This window comes from Sphingobacterium lactis (assembly GCF_011046555.1).
GTDB lineage: Bacteria > Bacteroidota > Bacteroidia > Sphingobacteriales > Sphingobacteriaceae > Sphingobacterium > Sphingobacterium lactis.
Map to the genome: position 1 here is coordinate 46,376 of NZ_CP049246.1, position 19,515 is coordinate 65,890.

A 19,515-nucleotide genomic window follows, 5' to 3' on the forward strand; every position below is an offset into this window, starting at 1 on the left:
ATCCAAAACAGCCAATTAACTATTCGAAACAAGCCAACACAACTACTTAATTTCCAGATGTTTTTGCGCGATACGGATTTGAGGATAGTCCGATTTATTGTTCAACAAAGTTTTGACCTCCGTCGCGGAAGCGCCAGGATTCTTCTCCAATACCGTAACAATCGATTCCAATTCTTCGGGCGATATCAGATCCGTAGCTTCGATTTCGGAACCGATGAAATTGATCAAGTGTCCATAGATCGTACCGACGACCATATCCCGCTTTTGCGCGATCTCCTCCACATCCATCCCATCCATGAACATATCCAAACTGATCTGCTTGGTATCACGTTCCTTCTCATCGTCTTCCGACACGATATCGTCCTTGGGTTTGTTCCACTGCAACAGTTCCGCTGTCAGCTCATCACTCGATTTATTCAAAGCCTCAGCAATTGTCTGGCTATGCTTCAACTGCTCAAATTTCCGCTTAAAGTCCAACAGGATACTCTTCAGCGTAGCAATATACTTCTTGGCTCTCTTCTTGATGACCCAAGCTTCTATATGGGCTTCCAGCGGCTGTAGACACTCTTTTTCGAAGGTCGGGATAAACCAACTTACCGCAGCCTTGGAACGTTCGCAGATCTTCTCGTAATCCACTTCGGCCTGGCCCAACATTTTGTAGAGTTGGGTGATAAACTTGTTTGCAACCTGCTCCTGTGCACGCAACTTGCTCAGGATAGCTTTCAATACCTCCAATGCCTCTTCCTTGCCTTCAATCTTTTTATTTTCCTGCTCCTCGATCAGCAGCGCTAATTCTTCGCACATGGTGTTCCAACGGAAACTCTGCAACAGAATCTGCCCAAGGTATCTACGCTGTGCTTCCTGCAGGATTGGATCTAGGTCGCCCATTGCTTCCATCTGCTTCATGAAATTAACCACTTGGGCATCCGTCCGGATGGCATAGGAAGGTACTTTGGAGCGCAGCACCAAGCCCTCAAGTCCGCGAAGCCTACTCAATGCGACATACACCTGCCCTGCGGCAAACGAGGTCCCTGCGTCAATGATCGCCTTGTCAAAGGTCAATCCCTGACTCTTGTGGATGGTGATAGCCCATGCCAACCGCAGCGGAAATTGGGAAAAGGTCCCCATCACTTCCTCCTCGATCTTGTCTTCTCCCTTGTTGTAGGAATAGCGGATGTTCTCCCAGGTCTCACGCTTCACCTCCACGTCATCCTCCTCATTCGGAAAGGAAACAATGACCTGATGCTTGTCCAGATTGATTTCCTTTACCGTCCCGATCTTGCCGTTGAAATAGCGGCGCTCCTCCCCCACATCGTTCTTGATGAACATGACCTGCGCACCGACCCGCAACTGCAGATTCTCCTCCGCAGGAAACAGCCCATTTGAAAAGTCATCCTTCACAATGGATTTGATCTGGTGCAGCTTGGTATCCAGACTGGCCAGTTTTTCCTGGTTGATGGTATCCGCCAGCCGGTTATGGGAGGTCAGGGTAATGTATTGTTCCCCTGCTGGAGCGACGAAGTTCTCCTGATAGTGTGCATTCAGCTTATCGAGATCCTCCTGCATGGTTTCGTTGTTCCGGATCTTATTCAGGATATCGATAAACGTATTGTCCTGTTGCCTGTAGATCTTTTTCAGCTCGATCAATATCGGCGTTTGCTGCTTGAATACCTTTGCATCAAAGAAAAAGGGACTGGTGTAGTAATTCCTGAGGACCTGCCATTCCCGATCCTGCACGACTGGTGGCAATTGGTAGAGATCGCCAATGAAGAGCACCTGTACCCCACCGAACGGTCGCATATCCCGGCGCACGCTTTTCAGGATCACATCGATGGCATCCAAAGTGTCCACGCGGACCATGGAAACCTCATCAATAACCAACAGCTCCAGCTCCTGAAGGATGGCACGACGGTTCTTGGTCAGCTTAATGGTGCTGAAAAGTCGGTGTTTATTGTAGATAAATTGATCCTTGTCCTCCCATTGCAAGGGATAATCTTCCACAAAAACACCAAACGGTAGCCAGAACAGTGCATGGAGGGTTGTCCCACCTGCATTCATGGCTGCAACACCCGTAGGGGCAGTAATCGCCATCTTCTTATAACTGTTTTCCCGGATGAATTTGAGGAATGTGGTCTTTCCCGTCCCTGCCTTTCCCGTTAGGAAGACCGGTTGTTGGGTTTGGTTCACGAAGGCAACGGCTTTGGCAAAAATATCGTTCTGTGTATCGAAAGTTGACATAAGGATCTTACAATTTGTACAAATATAAGCCAAATCATTGGTTAGCGTTTTGACATCGTTTGATTTGATTTAAATTTATGTTATCTTCACATTAGTTAAACACAGTTACCATGACATATATTGATAAAAGCGAATTATTTCAAGAGATAGAAGGAAAGTTGACCGAGAAAGGTTTTAAGATTGAAAGTGAGGATCAGAATAGACCTTGGGGCGGTTTCTTTGTTATCAATGAAGATCAGGCACAGGAGTTTGCCAACGCATATTTTGAGGGACTTGATGTCCAGGATTTAAAGATCTCGGGCAAATTGAGCCCAAAAGTTTTGGTTGTCGGCCCGAACAAGCGTCTATCATGGCAGTATCACCACCGTAGAGCGGAAATTTGGCGTGTGATTCGTGGCGAGGTTGGCGTGGTGACCAGCGATACAGATGAGGAACATGAATTGAAGATCTTGAAGGAAGGCGATTCTATCCGTCTGGTTCAAGGCGAGAGACATCGTTTGGTCGGTCTAGGCTCCTATGGTGTTGTTGCGGAAATCTGGCAGCACACGGACGCCGGAAACCCTTCCGATGAAGACGATATCGTTCGTGTACAAGATGATTTCGGTAGATAATCCAATACATCAAAATTCCAAAGCTGTTTGAACGGGATTCGCAAAAATAAGCCGTTCAGGTGATGGATGCATAACATTTTACAAAGTGGCCCTAACAGGCCACTTTTTTTTGTTTTACATTCTCCATTTATTTAACCAAAACATACTCATAGCCAAAGGGTTTAATAAAATATTTCACGTGAAATAGCTAATAACTACCGATAATGTGGAAAACCACCTTTCATTGGCTTGGCTCATTTGCATCTCCAATGTGCTGTATTCCCTACAAAACCAGCCATATTCCATCTTTTCCACGCGCAATGTGACCGAATTGTGCAAAAGTGTTGTGCAAAAGTCGATTAACTTTTTTATATTTTTGCGATGGTTCAATTATCTTGGATATTTTATGAGTACATATAATGAAGATAGTATACGGTCCTTGGACTGGAAAGAGCATATTCGTTTGCGTCCGGGGATGTATATCGGTAAGTTGGGGGATGGATCTGCCTATGACGATGGGATTTATGTCCTGTTGAAAGAGGTGGTCGACAACTCCATCGATGAGTTTGTGATGGGTGCGGGAAAGATTATCGATATCACCGTGAATGAAAATAAAGTCAGTGTCCGCGATTATGGCCGTGGTATTCCCATTGGCTCCGTCGTGGACGTGGTATCGAAAATCAATACGGGAGGTAAATACGACAGTAAGGCTTTCCAGAAATCGGTAGGTTTGAATGGGGTGGGTACCAAGGCGGTGAACGCCTTGTCCAACCAATTTTCGGTCCAATCCTACCGTCAAAATGTAACACGTATCGCCCAATTCAGCAAAGGAGAATTGGTATCGGACGAGCAGAAAGAAACGACCCAGCGCAACGGTACGGCAGTCATCTTTTATCCGGACGACAGCATCTTTAAGAACTACAAGTACCGCTTGGAATTCGTAGAGAACATGATCTGGAATTATGTGTTCCTGAACTCGGGCTTAACCATCAACTTCAACGGGCAAAAATTCATTTCCGAAAACGGCCTTAAGGATCTTTTGGAGCGGAATGTCGATACGGAAGGCATGCGTTATCCGATCATCCACCTGCGTGGAGAAGACATTGAGATTGCCATGACCCACGGCCAGCAATATGGCGAGGAATATTATTCCTTCGTGAATGGACAGCATACCACCCAGGGTGGTACCCACCAAGCCGCATTTCGGGAAGCTGTCGTGAAGACGATCCGCGAGTTCTACAAAAAGGAATTTGATGCATCGGATGTGCGGGCTTCCATTATTGGCGCCATTGCCATTAAGGTTCAGGAACCGGTGTTCGAATCGCAGACCAAGACGAAATTGGGTTCGCAGAGTGTCGGACCGGAAGGTCCTACCGTCCGGACGTTCATCAACGATTTTGTCAAGAAAGCGTTGGATGATTATCTCCATAAGAATCCTGCAACGGCTGAAGCCCTGCAAAAGCGTATCCTCCAATCGGAGCGCGAGCGTAAGGACATCGCCGGTATAAAGAAACTGGCCAACGAAAGAGCCAAGAAGGCATCGCTACATAACCGCAAATTGCGGGATTGCAAGATCCATTTTAGCGATAAGCACGAGCGCAACCAGGAAACTACCCTTTTCATTACCGAGGGGGATTCCGCTTCCGGATCGATCACCAAATCCAGGGATGTACAGACCCAGGCTGTCTTCAGTTTGAAAGGAAAGCCGCTGAACTCCTATGGATTGACGAAAAAGATCGTCTATGAAAACGAAGAATTCAACCTGCTACAGCACGCCCTGAATATTGAGGATGGCATCGAAGGTCTCCGCTACAACAATATCGTAATTGCAACGGATGCCGATGTGGATGGAATGCACATCCGCTTGTTAATGATGACCTTCTTTCTGCAGTTCTTCCCTGACCTGGTCAAAGCGGGTCATGTGATGATCTTGCAGACTCCACTATTCCGTGTCCGCAACAAGAAGGAAACCATCTATTGCTATTCCGATGAAGAACGCATCCGCGCGATAGCCAAATTAGGAGGCAAACCGGAGATCACCCGATTCAAGGGACTGGGTGAGATCTCGCCATCTGAATTCGGCTTGTTCATCGGGGAAGATATGCGCCTAGAGCCAGTGATCTTATCTAAGGAAAATAAGCTTCCACAGATGCTGGAATACTACATGGGCAAGAATACACCCGACAGGCAGCACCATATCGTCAATAACCTCCGTGTAGAGCTGGATATTGAGGATATCGCGGAGAAAGCGAAAGCTGAAGCAAACGATGAAATCGAAGCGGTTCAAGAAGCCGTTTAAACCAAATCAGGAGCGGCAAAACCCCGCTCCTGATTTTCAACCTAACCAACATGAACAATCAAACCTTGATTCTGATCCAATGTCAGGATGCCGTTGGCCTTGTCGCCATAATTTCCAATGTCCTTGCCGCCCATGACCTCAATATTGTCACCATGCGTGAGTTTGTTGATGAAGAAAAAGGGAAATTCTTTGTACGCGTAGTCTGTACGGGGGACCTTACGGATAAGGATGTACTCAAAAAGGCGTTGGAAAGCAGATTGCCGCAACAGGCTTTTGTGATGGTCAACCCGGACCTGCGCAAGAAACTTGTCCTGTTGGTAACCAAAGAGCACCATTGCCTCGCCGATATCCTGGTCCGCAACTACTTCCAGACCATGCAGGCGGAGGTTGTGGCCGTCATTGGCAATTACGATAACCTGCAGGAGTTCAGCAAAAAATTTGACATCCCCTTTCATTACATCAGCCATGAACAGAAGAGCAAAGAGGAATTTGAAGATGAATTGGCGCAGACCATTGCCCAATATCCCGCAGATTACATTATCCTGGCCAAGTTCATGCGCATTCTTTCGCCAACATTCGTTGCGAAATTCAAAGGGAAACTGATCAACATCCATCACTCCTTCCTACCTGCTTTCATCGGTGCAAATCCCTACAAGCAGGCGCATGATCGTGGTGTAAAGATTATCGGCGCTACGGCACATTTCGTGACCGATGACCTTGATGAAGGCCCAATTATCGTTCAGAACACCAAATCCATTGATCACAGCTACGATGTGCTCCACATGCGAACCGCAGGAATGGAAATCGAAAAGGCCGTCCTCAGCCGCGCAATTCAGCTATTGACGGAGGATCGCGTGATGCTGCATGGAAATAGGACGATTGTATTTAAGTAGAAGAATAGTCATTGTTCTACAAATTTTCAGGTCAATCATAACAACTAAATAAATTTGGGATTGGTTATCTAATTTTGCCTAAATTTTGATTATTAACTGAATTACTATTTTTTCGATGAAATTTAGGTACGATATAGGATATCTCCGTGGAATAGCCGTTTTAGCAGTCTTTTTTTATCACTTTAGGATTCCATTTTTTGATGGAGGTTTTATAGGTGTTGATATATTTTTCGTTATATCAGGATTTCTAATGACTAAGATTATTTTCTCTAGCTATGAAAATGGAAAATTCAGTTACTTAGATTTCATCAGAAAAAGAATCGTCCGGATCGTCCCTCCACTAATAGTTGTTTCGCTTTTCATATTATTGATTTCTATATTTTTCTTTTTTGAAAATCAACTGATTGAAAATATAAAACAAATTATTGCAAGCCTAACATTTACCTCAAATTTTTACTACTATTTCAATCAAGATTATTTTGCAACTACCGCACAGTATAATATCTTTTTACATAGCTGGTCTCTTTCTGTTGAATGGCAATTTTATCTTTTGTTTCCTGTATTTATCATTATTTTAAAGACCATATTTAAGGATAATGCCCGTCAACTCTTATTCAGTTATCTTGGCATAACTATTATATCCTTTCTTTTATGTATATACGCATCTAACGGGTATAAAACAATAAATTTTTATATGTTTCCTACAAGAGCATGGGAAATGTTGTTGGGAGGTATCTTAATTTTCTTTGAAAAAGAATCTGGTAAAATTCCTGTAGTTCTAAAGAATTTTCTCTTTCTCATTTCTACAGCCATCCTGATTACTTCTATTATGTACTTGAATGAAGAAACAACTTGGCCATCAATTTATACCGTCATTCCCACATTTGCGACCGCTGGAATTATTTTTTTGAATGTAGAGCCCAAATTTTTAAAAAATAAAATTATTCAATACTGTGGTAACATTTCATATTCACTGTATCTCTGGCATTGGCCAATATTTGTTCTTATACATTCATACAACCTAACAGACACAAATTATAAAATCATCGGCCTATTAGTTTCTATAATTTTTGCAATATTATCGTATGAATTTATAGAAAGAAAACGGCGCCTATCTAAGTTGCCTGTACTAGGTCTCTCCTATGTCACGGTACTAATATTCTCGTTTGCTGCAATATTCCTAGCGAATAACAACTCGTTGGAAAACATTCGTTTTATTGATAATAAATTTAAAAACCTACTTGTTTATGACATTGAAAATCATTTCAAATCAAATGGATGTTTTATAACAATTACTTCAGAAGAGAAAGTATATGATTACCAGAATTGCCTTAAAATCATTCCTGAAAAGCAAAACATCTTGTTAATTGGAGATAGCCATGCAGCACAATATTCCAAATCCATTAGAAAGAAGCTCTCCCCAAACCAAAATCTATTGGAGGTTTCAGCAGGGTTCACATTTCCTTTTGTACCAACGAAGGGAGAACCTCAACCTGCAGAGTTAATGGAAAAAACATTGACAGAATTCATACCTAAAAATGCTGAAAATATAGACTTAATTCTTATTTCTATCCATCTCCCAATGCGAAATTACTTAAACTATACCGAAGAAGAGTTGGTGCAAAATTTAAAAGAATTAGCAAGTAAACTAGCATCTTTGAACTTGAATTTTTATTTCATCGGACAAACTGAATCATACTCCGTAGATTATGGTAGAATTTGCTTAGGAAAAGAAATAAGTGATCAAGTAATAGAAGAAAAATATGTTGATAAAGAAACAGAAGAATTAAAAGAGCTTATGAAAGGGGCAATACCAAAAGACAGGTATATCGACCTTTATGATCTAAATGGTTTAAAGAAATTAGATCAATCCACGAATACACCTTATATGTTTGACTCGAACCATTTAACAGAACTTGGAGCTGATCAAATAATCGATTTACTTAAATCCAGAAAAATTCTTTAGTGGTCGGAAGTCCGTATATTTAGATATATAGAGTTGTGACAACAATCACAATTTCCAACCTCTCCCATTACTTTCTAATTCAACAAAAAGTTGCTATTTGCGGATGTAAAAACAAGGATTGACTCTCCTTGTCGATTGCTCCGCAAAACAATTGGGCAATCGAATTTACGGACAGCCAAGCTGTCACATCTTTAGCCCACGATGTGTAATACTTTAATACCTACCTATGAAAACAGAAATAGCCATCTCTCGATGGCTATTTTGTTCTTTATAGGAATTTCATGCTGTAAACAGCAAGGAAATCATTTTATCAGTTAAGCGAATTTCCGGAATTTCCCGAAAACACCCAATGGCAACTTTGGTCCGGCAGTCGCCTGCAGGTACAGCTCACCGATTTCCAGGTTTTCCACTTGCGGGAAGGAAGTTCTGATCAGGTTCTCAACGATTACTGAGGAGAAACCCAAGGAATAGGTATTTAGTATTAAGAAATGCTCCTTCGGATCCAGGAGTTGCACAACATCGCGCATCATTTCCATAATATGATCTTCCAGCTTCCATTTTTCACCTTTAGGTCCATGGCCATACGCCGGAGGATCCAGGATAATACCGTTATAGGTATTGCCGCGTTTCAATTCGCGTTTTACAAACTTGAGCGCATCCTCCACGACCCAACGGATATTGGAGATTTCTGAGAGTTCCTGATTTTCATTCGCCCAGGTTACGACCTGTTTGATGGAATCCACGTGCGTAGTATCGGCACCTGCCGCTTTCGCGATCAGGGAGGCACCACCCGTATAGGCAAAAAGATTCAATACCTTGGGGTTTTCAGTCTTGAAACCCTTCACCGATTCCGAGATGTAATCCCAGTTGACGGCCTGCTCAGGAAATATACCCACATGTTTAAAGGAGGTTAGTCCCAGTCGGAACCGAATGGCGACATCGTCGTTCTTATAGGTAATATGCCAGCGATCTGCCGATTTCGGATTTTTCTTTAACCAATCGCCCGAAGTTGCGGACCTTCCCTTGAACTTAATGTGGTAGCGTTTGTTCCACTCCGCATCGCCCAATGCCTTTGGCCATACAGCCTGTGGTTCCGGACGAATAAGGATAAAGTCGCCAAAGCGCTCTAGCTTTTCAAAGTCACCACAATCAATCAGTTCGTAGTCCTTCCAATGCTGCGGCGTAAGAAGTTGTATTTGGGTATTGTTATTCAAGACGTATATTTTTCTGCAAAGATAGAAAATTCGATCAATAAGCGTTAAGCTTGGCGTTTATCCTCATTGAGGGTTTCACGGGCCGCTTTCATTAATGGACTCGCAAAGACGAAATCGTTCAATTCTTTGTTATCCGATTTCAGCATATCCTGATTCGATCCTTCCCAATATTTCTTCCCCTTATATAGGAACAGGATGTAGTCACCAATCCCCATTACGGAGTTCATATCGTGGGTAACCACGACCGTGGTACATTTATATTCTTCGGTCAGGTCCTGAATCAATTCATCGATTAGAATAGATGTAGCCGGATCAAGACCGGAGTTCGGTTCATCACAGAAGAGGTATTTGGGGTTCATGCTGATGGCGCGCGCAATGCCGACCCTTTTTTTCATCCCTCCGGAGAGTTCGGCAGGATAGAGATCATTCTTTCCGGCCAGGTTCACCCGTTCCAGACAGAAATTTGCCCGTTCGACCTTTTCCGCTTTGGACATATCCGTGAACATATCGAGCGTAAAGGTGATGTTCTGCTCCACGGTCATGGAGTCGAAGAGTGCAGAGTTCTGGAACAGCATCCCGATTTCCTTTCGGATAGGGACCTTTTCCTCGAAATCCATACGCGTAAATTCCTGCTTATCGAAGAAAACTTTCCCCTGGTTCGGTTCGTGCAAACCGACGATGCATTTGAGCAGCGTACTTTTCCCCGATCCGGAACCTCCGATGATCAAACTGACTTTGCCCGGCTCAAAGATGGCATCGATTCCATCCAACACCACATTATCGCCAAAGGCCTTATGTATATTCGTTACTTCAATCATAAATTTTTACAGCATTAATGCAGTGATTAAATAGTCACATGCGAGGATCGCGATACAGCCGATCACCACGGCGCGGGTTCCTGCCTGCCCGACTTCCAGTGCTCCTCCACGGACATGAAAGCCTTTATAGGCCGGTACGGAGGTCACTATAAATCCAAACACAGTAGCTTTGACCATAGCCACTACCATCGTAAAACCATTAAATCCACCCCGGATACCCTCGATGTAATCATCGGGAGTAACTGCTCCAGATAGAGAGCCCCCCAGCAAACCGCCGACAAGCGCACAACTGATCGCTACGATAACCAGAACGGGAACCATGATGAGCCCTGCGATTACCTTCGGCAGGATAAGATAGCCCGCAGCATTGATCCCCATAATTTCCAGGGCATCAATCTGTTCGGTTACCCGCATGGAGCCGATCTGTGAAGAAATGGACGACCCTACCTTCCCCATCAGTACCAGCGCAGAAATGGTAGGCCCCAATTCCAAAATGTTGGAGTCCCTGTTGATCTGCCCGATTACGGAAGTTGGAATCAAATCGGATACCAGCTGAAAGGCGATCTGCATCGTCATAACGGCACCGATAAATGTTGAAATGATAACGATTAAGCCCAACGACCCCACGCCTATCTCTGTCATTTCATGGAAAATTTCCTTGAGGTAAATCTTCCACTTTTCCGGCTTGCGGAAAACCTTTTTCAATAACAAGAGGTATTCACCAAAATAAAAAAATATCATACGTTGGTATTCTTACAATTTATTTACTGTCAATAATTTTAACCAAATCCGTTCAAAAATGTTTTGAAGCAGTTCAAGATACAAATAATTGACGCGCTTTTCACCGACAAAACTAATTGATTTACCGAAAAAATGAATGGTTAAACCTATTTTGCTTATATTAATTTGTATTATCGTACTAGTTTTGATTCAACAAAGCTAACAAACAATGAACAATAAAATCACTACGGGTATATGGTTGGTATTTGCGGGACTGGTGTTCCTGCTGCACAACTTCAACATTATTGAATTCAACTTCTACGGTATTCTGCAATTGTGGCCGCTACTCTTGGTCTCCATTGGTATTGGTCTGCTGATGCAGAACAAGCCTTTCAGCAAGCCGGTAATCATCGGTGCGAACCTGCTTTTGTGTGGCATAATCTTCTATCAGGGCATGACCAGTGAAAAACGTTTCCTAGACAATGTCCAGTTCTCCAATGACAATTCCGACAAGGCTGGACCATTCACCCAAAAAGTGAACCGTACGTATGATGGGCCCGTAGAGACCGCAAAATTGACGGTCAATGGCGGCGCTTCGAAATATGCCTTCAAGACGGCAGGCGAAGGTTCCGATTTATTGCTGGCCGAAGCTACCCAAGCTCAGTCCTCCCTCAATCTAGAGAGCAAGGGCAACGAACATGTGAAGATGGAGCTGAATAGCAAAGTCCGCAACAACAAATACAACAACAGCCTGATAAATGTAACAATAAACCAAAAACCAATCTGGGACCTGGAATTCAATGTGGGTGCGGCTGCGATTTCTGGCGATTTCAGAGCCAGCAAGCTTAAAAACCTGGAAGTGAATTCAGGAGCGAGTTCGTTGGATATCCACCTTCCGGCGCCAACATTGGGCGAATCCAAAATTGAAGTAAACACGGCCGCTTCGAAGGTCATCCTGTACCTGCCAAAAGGTGCTGCATGCAGTGTGGAAACCGACGCGATCTTTTCCAACAACAAATATGAAGATGTGGATGTCGTGGGTGATGGTTATCGCAAATCAAAAAACTTTGATTCCACGGGTAACAAATATGTCATCTCTGTAGCGGGCGCTGCAAATTCATTATCCATCTTACGTTATTAACTTCCAAAAATAGCTAACTTTGTTTCCAAATGGAAAGTAAGGACATAACAACACTTGCAGGTGGCTATTGCAACACGAAGGTAGATTATTCAAGATTCGTTACCCGCGAGGTGAAGATTGGTGATATCCCCATGGGGGGATCCAATCCCATCCGAATTCAGAGCATGACAACGGTTGATACCATGGATACGATAGGTTCTGTAGAGCAGACTATCCGTATGGTGGACGCCGGCTGTGAATATGTCCGCATAACAGCACCGAGCATTAAGGAAGCAGAGAATCTGGCGAACATCAAGAAGGAACTTGTTGCCAGAGGATACCACGTGCCTTTGGTGGCGGATATTCATTTTACGCCAAATGCTGCCGAGGTAGCTGCGCGCCTGATTGAAAAGGTTCGCGTCAATCCCGGAAATTACGCCGATAAAAAGAAATTTGATCAAATTGACTATACCGATGCAGCCTATCAGGCTGAATTGGACCGTATATACAAGAAGTTTGCCCCATTGGTGAAGATCTGCAAGGAATACGGTACGGCCATGCGCATTGGGACCAACCACGGCTCCCTATCCGACCGCATCATGAGTCGCTACGGCGATACACCGGAAGGAATGGTGGAATCGGCATTGGAATTCATGCGGATCTGTGAAGATCTCAATTATTACAACTTGGTGGTATCCATGAAATCATCCAATCCGCAGGTCATGGTGCAAGCCTACCGCCTATTGGTGGAAAAAATGGTGGCCGAGAATATGAACTATCCCCTACACCTCGGTGTTACGGAGGCAGGAGATGGTGAAGACGGCCGGATAAAATCTGCGGTCGGCATTGGAACGCTCTTGGAAGATGGCCTAGGCGACACGGTACGTGTTTCCCTTACGGAAGAACCGGAGAAAGAAGCTCCCGTGGCAATTGCTCTTGTCAATCGCTACAGCAAACGGGCAGCACAGCTTGAAACCGCTCCGAAACGAGAAATCATACAATTGGCACCGACCAAGCCAACGGAAGCATACGTTTCCAAAGAAGTGAATGCTTTTATTGGCGGTTCCTTGGTCCCACGAATTATCGTGGATATATCCCAAAAGAATTTAAAAGATCCATTTATCCTGAGTGATGTGGGTTATAAATACGATGCTGTACTGGATAAGTATCATATGGGTGATCAATCGGTAGATTTTGTTTACCTCGGTGATTCCCTTCCCTCGTTTACTATGCCTGGGAACCTGAAACAGCTGTATAATTACGATACATGGTTGAAACTGGAGAATAAGACCAATATTCACCCGATCTATACCTTAGCGCAATACCAAACTGCCGAATTGAAAGATCCGTCGATGAATCTGATATACCTCAGCAATGATCTGCTCACGTCGGATGTCTTTGCAAATCTTCAGCTCGACAAAACGGTTGTTTTTCTTTTGGAAACCGATCACATCCATGGCATGGCTGACCAACGCCAGTTTTTCGCCAACCTTCAGGAGATCGGCATTGATTGCCCGGTGATCCTGAAAAGGACCTACCCTGCTTCGGAATTCTCAGGTCCTATTGGCGATGATATGAATCCGGAAGAGCCAATCTCAAAGATCCAACTGTACGCGGCTACAGATTTTGGGGCGCTGTTGGTGGATGGATTGGGATCTGGAATCTGGCTGGATTCCGTAGCGACACCTACGGATAAAATTGCTTCCGTATCCTTTGGTATCCTCCAGGCTACACGCTCAAGAATTTCGAAAACAGAATATATTTCCTGCCCAAGCTGCGGAAGAACGTTGTTTGACCTACAGGAAACAACGCAAATGATCCGCAGCCGGACCAACCACCTGAAAGGCCTGAAGATCGGTATCATGGGTTGCATCGTGAATGGACCTGGAGAAATGGCAGATGCCGATTACGGGTATGTGGGTGCTGGACCGGACAAGATCACGCTATACCGCGGAAAGGAAGTCGTGAAAAGAAACGTGACATCTGCAAAAGCCTTGGACGAACTGATTGAGATCATAAAATCCGATGGTATGTGGGTTGAAGAAAATAATGCTTAGTGCATTGCGCTATAAAAAAGAATAGGGACGAAATATTTCGTCCCTATTCTTTTTTATTCTATAACTCTTTCCCCTAAGGGGGGGTATTTATTTCACCTTTTTAAAGCGCATGATAGCGATATCGCCCACGATCAACGTAAGGTTATCTCCATTAACACTCTGAACATTCACTTTGTCCAACGACTGGAAGAACAACGGTTCTCCTTCACCCGGACATGCCATGCGTGTAGAAGCTACAGGTCCGAAATTGATGTTACGTCCATGGATTTCAACCGTACTGTTGAAGTTATTGCAACCACCATTTCCGTGTACTTTATTGGATCCCGCCTCAAAGATCAATGTAGGCTTTTTCTCCGGATATAGGGAATCGAAGGAAGCTCCTTTGGAATCGATGTAATCAAGTTCCCAGGTTCCTACCAATTCATTTGACGCATTGATTGCTCTGAATTTTGCCAACGGGGCCTTGCGTCCCTGTGCTAAGGTCAATTCATCGCCGCTCAGGATATAACTGTTGGTTTTCGCGAATACATCTTTCAATCCGGTTTCAATCTCCATATTTTCACAAGCCATCATGGTCGACATTCCGGTCTTGAACGTGATTTTGCCCAAACCACCAAAAAGGAATTCACCACCCAGCATATTACAGCCACCATTTGCTGAAAAACGACTTCCATCGTTCATAAAGTCCAATGTCGGCATTTTCCCGTTGATTTTCTCCGCAACAGGTTTTCCACCCAACTCAACCAATTGCCATCGCTTACCCGTAATCTCTGTAAAATCAGAATCCTTATTACCTGTCGTGTTTTTCGATCCTGCACAGCTGGCGAATAATATGGTAATTACTGCGAGCATACTAAACATTGTTTTTTTCATATCTACTTATTTATTCTATTGTTTAAACGTATTTTTTTCAAAAAGGTTTAAAACCCTTCGTTTTCGGGAAGACTTTTGTTGGCAGCATATCCAAAAACCATGCTACCTTATATGTCCTTGCCCTTGATTTTCAATTTCCCAAAATTCCGTGTCTTTTAAGCGGCAATTCACAATAATTATGCTTTTTACATACGTTTTATGTATGTTTGTAGCTAATTAAGAATTAATCTAAAAAGCAACTTGGACAGCTTCACCCTGTATATCCTTACCCCGGTGGCAATATTTGGATTTATTGCCCTTTTTACGCTTTTCGCTGTGTATGCGGAGCGCAAAATCGCGGGTTTCGTACAGGACCGCTTAGGTCCAATGGAAACCGGAAAGTTCGGTCTACTACAAACGGTTGCGGATATCATAAAGCTACTCCAGAAAGAATTTATTTCCCCAAAAGCATCCGATAAAATCCTATTTGCCTTAGCACCAGTGGTGATATTTGTGGCCGTATATGTCGGATATAGTGTCATTCCTTGGGGACCAGACCTGATTCCTGCGAACACACATACGGGATTATTCCTGATCATGGCCGTCGTGTCCATAGATGCCATTGGGATTTTGATGGCCGGTTGGGGATCCAACAACAAATATTCCCTTCTGGGATCCATCCGTGCCATCGCGCAGATGATCTCCTATGAATTGCCTGTCGGTCTTTCCCTGATTGCGGCGGTCATGATTACACAGACTTTAAATCTCAACGATATTGGGTTTAATCAAGGGGTTTGGGCAACATCGGATATTTATGCCTTTGGTTTCTGGCAGGTGAATAATATAGGCGGAATCTTTGCCTGGAATATTTTCCAAGCACCGCATCTCTTGGTATCCTATGTGATCTTTTTCATTGCGTCACTTGCCGAATGCAATCGGGCGCCTTTCGATATTCCAGAAGCAGAGAGTGAGCTGATCGGCGGTTTCCATACCGAATATGGCGGTATCCGCTTTGCATTTATTTTCCTAGCGGAATATGCGATGATGTTTTTGGTCGCCATGCTGGGTGTTGTCATCTTCTTGGGTGCATGGAATACTCCATTGCCCAATATCGGCGGTATACGATTAGCGGATTGGACCACCGGTCCTTTCTGGGGAGTGTTCTGGACCTTAGCGAAATCATTGGTCATCGTCGCTGTACAGATCTGGATCCGATGGACATTGCCACGCTTCCGAGCGGATCAATTGATGACGCTTTGTTGGAAAATCCTGATTCCTGTAGCCTTCTTATGCATGGGCATTTCCGGAATCTGGCGAATATTAATCATGCTTTAACGTGCTATTAAAAACAACCATACAAGGGCTGGCAACAGCAGTGAAAGGACTTACGCTTACCGTGAGGCACCTTTTCTCTGCCCGAAAATCCCGAGAGCAACTGGACATCAAGCAAGCGGATTATTTCGACAAGCAGGACGGGGTGACAACCGTTCAATTTCCGAATGAAAAGATGCCAATCCCTGAGGTAGCGCGGTATCAATTGGATGTGGAGATCGACGATTGTATCGTTTGCGACCTTTGTGCCAAAGCATGCCCTGTGGATTGCATTACCATTGAAGCTATAAAATCACCTGAGGCCATCGGGAAAACATCGGATGGATCGGTGAAGCGCTTATATGCTGCGGAATTCGATATTGATATGGCAAAATGCATGTACTGCGGCCTTTGCACCGTCGTTTGCCCTACAGAATGTATCACGATGACCGATCAATACGATCGTGTGACCACAAACCTTGCGGATCTTACCTACACCTTTGCTGACATGAGCGAAGCGGAAATAAAACAACGCAAAGAGGAATGGACACGATTCCAGGCTGAGAAGGAGGCAGCAAAGAAAAAATAATGGAAACAGCTTTATTTTATGCCTTTGCCGCTTTGGCGCTGGGATCCGCCCTGCTGGTGGTCAGCCTGAAGAATACTGCCCGGGCTTTGTTTTTATTTTTTATCGTCCTATTTGCGATGGCTGGCCTTTTCATATTCGCCCTGGCGGATTTTGTGGCCATCACGCAGATCATGGTCTATGTGGGTGGCGTACTGATCTTGATGATCTTTGCCTTTATGCTCTCCAATAAGGAGCTCCTAACAGACCTGCAAAATAGCAGCGCAAAATTCCTGGCCTTACCAAACTGGCAATCTCTACTGTTAGCTTTGGGATTTCTGAGTGTCATGGTGTACGGGATTGTGGAGTGGCAAGAGCAACTCCCTATCTGGATCACAGAAAATATGGCCGATGGTCAAGTGATCAAATCTACCGACAATAATATTCAGGCTTTAGGGATTAAGTTTATGACGCAATACTTATTGCCTTTTGAGGTGATATCCATCTTTCTCCTTGCGGCATTAATTGGCGCAGCCCATCTATCCAGAAAGGAGATCAACCCATGATCGGATTGACGCATTTTCTCCTTGTTTCGGCCTGCCTATTTTGTATCGGATTGTATGCCATCATCGCGAAGCGGAATGCGATCATGATATTGATCGGCATTGAATTTATCATCAATGCAGCGATCCTAAACTTGGTTGCTTTCGGACGTTACGATAAACTGAATTATGGCGGACAGGTTTTTGCACTATTCGCGATCGTCCTTGCCGCTGCCGCAGTAGCCGTCGGACTTGCGATTATCCTGAATGTCTACAGAAAATACAAATCCATCAACCCGGATAACATTACGGACCTACGCGACTGATGAATGGCTTTATGAACATATCGACCCCTTCTGTCAGTTTACTTGTAGTAATACTGCCTTTCTTGGCGTTTCTCATCCAAGCCATGCTCGGACGGAGATCGCAAAGCGGCATGATCAGTTTAGTGGCCATTGGATTGAGCACGGTCCTCTGTGCCCTATTTGTCTTTGCCGAAGTGTGGCAGGACCAACCACAGCATGAATCTGTGGAATGGTTCCGCATCGGAAATCACAGCTTCCAGATCGGCGTGATGTTGAATAACCTCACGGTGTTGATGCAGCTCATTGTTTGTGTCATTGCCCTTCCCGTACACATCTACTCCAAGGCGTATATGAAAGGTGATCCCGGCATTCACCGGTACTGGATGTACCTCAGTCTGTTCTGCTTTGCGATGTTGGGACTGACTATTGCCGACAACCTCCTCATGATGTACATTTTCTGGGAACTTGTCGGATTTGCCTCCTACCTGTTGATTGGTTTTTGGTTCACCAAGGACTCGGCTGTTCAGGCCAATAAGAAAGCATTTATCATCAATCGCATCGGCGACCTTGGTTTTCTTTTGGGGATTGCTACCGTGTATTCACAATTTGGAACCTTGAACCTGATCGATATTTTTGGAAAAGAAGGATTATTGCCTACATTAAACGCTACTTCGGAAGGATTGATGACCTTTGCAGGCATTTGTTTCTTCGTGGGTGCCATGGCGAAATCCGCGCAGTTTCCCCTACATGTCTGGTTACCGGATGCGATGGAGGGACCAACAGCCGTTTCTTCCCTGATCCATGCGGCTACCATGGTAGCTGCTGGGGTATTCCTGATGAGTACGGTTTTTCCGCTATTCAACGAAACAGTCCTCGCCGTAATTGCCATAATCGGCACGATTACGGCCTTATCTGCCGCTTATTTTGCCTTGGCACAACGTGATATCAAACGTATTTTGGCTTTTTCTACCATATCCCAATTGGGCTATATGATGGTAGGCATTGGCATTGGTGCGTGGGACGCGGCCATGTTCCATCTGGCCACACATGCATTCTTCAAATGTCTCCTGTTCCTTTGTGCTGGCGCGGTAATCCATGAAATGGCCCATCTCAAGGATGCCAACAACACTGATTTTGACCCACAGGATATCAACAATATGGGTGGCCTTCGGAAATGGATGCCAAAAACAGGTGTATTGATGGTCATTGCCTCGCTGGCGCTGGCAGGATTTCCACTTACGTCGGGCTTCCTTTCAAAGGATGCCATCCTGGTTTCCGCATTCGAATGGGGTTTACACCATGGTAATGTAACACTGCTCATTCCGATAACCTTGACAATCGTTAGCTTAATGACTGCTTTCTACATCGGCAGGCTTATTTTTAAAGTCTTCTTTGGAAAGTTCAGGTTAAACATTGCGCATCCTCACCTGCACGAAGCGCCAATAACCATGTTGGCTCCAATGTTTTTTCTGGGAATCTGCTCCTTTTTCTTTGCATTTTCCTGGAATCCCCTCACCTACCACCATGCTTACCTGTTGAAAGGGTTTCACGTTGATTACCCATTCAGCGAGGTGCACCTGTTACATATTGCTTTACCGCTTTTTCTAACGGCAGGATCCATCCTTACTTGGATAATCGGCTGGCGTTGGTATGTTCAGGAACGGTATCCATTGAATAAGGATAATCAACTGCTTGCATTTTCCCTGAATCAAGGATATCTGAATACGTTCAATCAACGGGTTTTTGTAAATGGAACCCTCGCTATAAGTAAAGGCCTCTATTGGTTTGATAGAACCATTGTGGATGGCCTTGTTAATTTATTTGGGCAGGTCACACGTAAGGTTGCGGACCTGGCTGCATGGATCGACACAAATCTGGTCGATGGGCTGGTGAATACCATTGGCGGCACGACCTATTATGTAGGCCATTTATTGCGTTGGGTCCAGAACGGAAGATTGCAAAACTATCTTGGTTTTGCCTTTACCGTTGTATTATTAGGAATAATTTATTTGATATTTAAATAAG

Annotated in this window: 16 protein-coding genes; 11 read left to right on the top strand and 5 right to left on the bottom strand. The window is 44.4% G+C overall.

Annotation, left to right across the window (positions count from 1 at the left end):
* Positions 1 to 42: 42 nt before the first annotated feature.
* Positions 43 to 2,238 (bottom strand): helix-turn-helix domain-containing protein, encoded by a 2,196-nt coding sequence (locus G6N79_RS00225; RefSeq protein WP_103907635.1) that lies wholly within the window; start codon positions 2,236 to 2,238, stop codon positions 43 to 45.
* Positions 2,239 to 2,348: 110 nt separating this feature from the next.
* Between G6N79_RS00225 and G6N79_RS00230 the strand changes: the two genes are divergently transcribed.
* The 4 genes from G6N79_RS00230 (at position 2,349) to G6N79_RS00245 (ending at position 7,986) form a co-directional block, all read left to right on the top strand.
* Positions 2,349 to 2,849, top strand: a complete 501-nt coding sequence (locus G6N79_RS00230) for a cupin domain-containing protein (RefSeq protein WP_103907636.1) — start codon at positions 2,349 to 2,351, stop codon at positions 2,847 to 2,849.
* Positions 2,850 to 3,234: 385 nt separating this feature from the next.
* Positions 3,235 to 5,127, top strand: a complete 1,893-nt coding sequence (locus G6N79_RS00235) for a DNA topoisomerase IV subunit B (protein ID WP_103907704.1) — start codon at positions 3,235 to 3,237, stop codon at positions 5,125 to 5,127.
* 50 nt (positions 5,128 to 5,177) lie between these two features.
* Positions 5,178 to 6,020, top strand: a complete 843-nt coding sequence (gene purU, locus G6N79_RS00240; protein WP_103907637.1) for a formyltetrahydrofolate deformylase — start codon at positions 5,178 to 5,180, stop codon at positions 6,018 to 6,020.
* A 115-nt stretch (positions 6,021 to 6,135) separates the two neighbouring features.
* Positions 6,136 to 7,986, top strand: coding sequence for an acyltransferase family protein (locus G6N79_RS00245; protein ID WP_103907638.1), 1,851 nt, complete (start codon positions 6,136 to 6,138; stop codon positions 7,984 to 7,986).
* 314 nt (positions 7,987 to 8,300) lie between these two features.
* On the opposite strand, the gene G6N79_RS00250 is transcribed toward G6N79_RS00245, so the two are convergent.
* Genes G6N79_RS00250 through G6N79_RS00260 form a run of 3 tightly spaced genes read right to left on the bottom strand, consistent with a single transcriptional unit; the run spans position 8,301 to position 10,759 of the window.
* Entirely contained in the window at positions 8,301 to 9,200 is a 900-nt protein-coding gene (locus G6N79_RS00250; RefSeq protein ID WP_234993272.1) for a class I SAM-dependent methyltransferase, read from the bottom strand.
* A gap of 44 nt (positions 9,201 to 9,244) precedes the next feature.
* Positions 9,245 to 10,018: an ABC transporter ATP-binding protein gene (locus G6N79_RS00255; RefSeq protein ID WP_103907640.1), complete on the bottom strand. Its 774-nt coding sequence runs from the start codon at positions 10,016 to 10,018 to the stop codon at positions 9,245 to 9,247.
* 6 nt (positions 10,019 to 10,024) lie between these two features.
* Positions 10,025 to 10,759: an MlaE family ABC transporter permease gene (locus G6N79_RS00260; protein WP_103907641.1), complete on the bottom strand. Its 735-nt coding sequence runs from the start codon at positions 10,757 to 10,759 to the stop codon at positions 10,025 to 10,027.
* Between the two features lie 208 nt (positions 10,760 to 10,967).
* Between G6N79_RS00260 and G6N79_RS00265 the strand changes: the two genes are divergently transcribed.
* Both G6N79_RS00265 and ispG read left to right on the top strand, forming a co-directional pair.
* Positions 10,968 to 11,879 carry a LiaI-LiaF-like domain-containing protein gene (locus G6N79_RS00265; protein WP_103907642.1) on the top strand — a complete coding sequence of 304 codons (912 nt, stop codon included), beginning with the start codon at positions 10,968 to 10,970 and terminating at the stop codon, positions 11,877 to 11,879.
* A 29-nt stretch (positions 11,880 to 11,908) separates the two neighbouring features.
* Positions 11,909 to 13,915: a (E)-4-hydroxy-3-methylbut-2-enyl-diphosphate synthase gene (gene ispG / locus G6N79_RS00270; RefSeq protein WP_103907643.1), complete on the top strand. Its 2,007-nt coding sequence runs from the start codon at positions 11,909 to 11,911 to the stop codon at positions 13,913 to 13,915.
* Positions 13,916 to 14,002: 87 nt separating this feature from the next.
* Here ispG and G6N79_RS00275 read toward each other — a convergent pair whose 3' ends face one another.
* Positions 14,003 to 14,788 carry an META domain-containing protein gene (locus tag G6N79_RS00275; RefSeq protein WP_103907644.1) on the bottom strand — a complete coding sequence of 262 codons (786 nt, stop codon included), beginning with the start codon at positions 14,786 to 14,788 and terminating at the stop codon, positions 14,003 to 14,005.
* Positions 14,789 to 15,028: 240 nt separating this feature from the next.
* Here G6N79_RS00275 and G6N79_RS00280 point away from each other — a divergent pair, with 240 nt between their 5' ends.
* Genes G6N79_RS00280 through nuoL form a run of 5 tightly spaced genes read left to right on the top strand, consistent with a single transcriptional unit; the run spans position 15,029 to position 19,514 of the window.
* Complete coding sequence (locus G6N79_RS00280) at positions 15,029 to 16,102, top strand: complex I subunit 1/NuoH family protein (RefSeq protein WP_103907645.1); 1,074 nt, start codon at positions 15,029 to 15,031, stop codon at positions 16,100 to 16,102.
* A gap of 1 nt (position 16,103) precedes the next feature.
* Positions 16,104 to 16,667, top strand: a complete 564-nt coding sequence (locus G6N79_RS00285) for a 4Fe-4S binding protein (RefSeq protein WP_103907646.1) — start codon at positions 16,104 to 16,106, stop codon at positions 16,665 to 16,667.
* On the top strand, positions 16,667 to 17,209 hold the full coding sequence (locus G6N79_RS00290; protein ID WP_103907647.1) for an NADH-quinone oxidoreductase subunit J family protein: 543 nt from the start codon (positions 16,667 to 16,669) through the stop codon (positions 17,207 to 17,209). Before G6N79_RS00285 ends, G6N79_RS00290 begins: the two co-directional genes overlap by 1 nt.
* Complete coding sequence (gene nuoK / locus G6N79_RS00295; RefSeq protein WP_103907648.1) at positions 17,206 to 17,511, top strand: NADH-quinone oxidoreductase subunit NuoK; 306 nt, start codon at positions 17,206 to 17,208, stop codon at positions 17,509 to 17,511. Before G6N79_RS00290 ends, nuoK begins: the two co-directional genes overlap by 4 nt.
* A gap of 11 nt (positions 17,512 to 17,522) precedes the next feature.
* The gene (nuoL, locus tag G6N79_RS00300; RefSeq protein ID WP_234993273.1) at positions 17,523 to 19,514 is read left to right on the top strand and encodes an NADH-quinone oxidoreductase subunit L; all 1,992 of its coding nucleotides are present in this window, start codon (positions 17,523 to 17,525) and stop codon (positions 19,512 to 19,514) included.
* The last annotated feature ends 1 nt before the right edge of the window (position 19,515 follow it).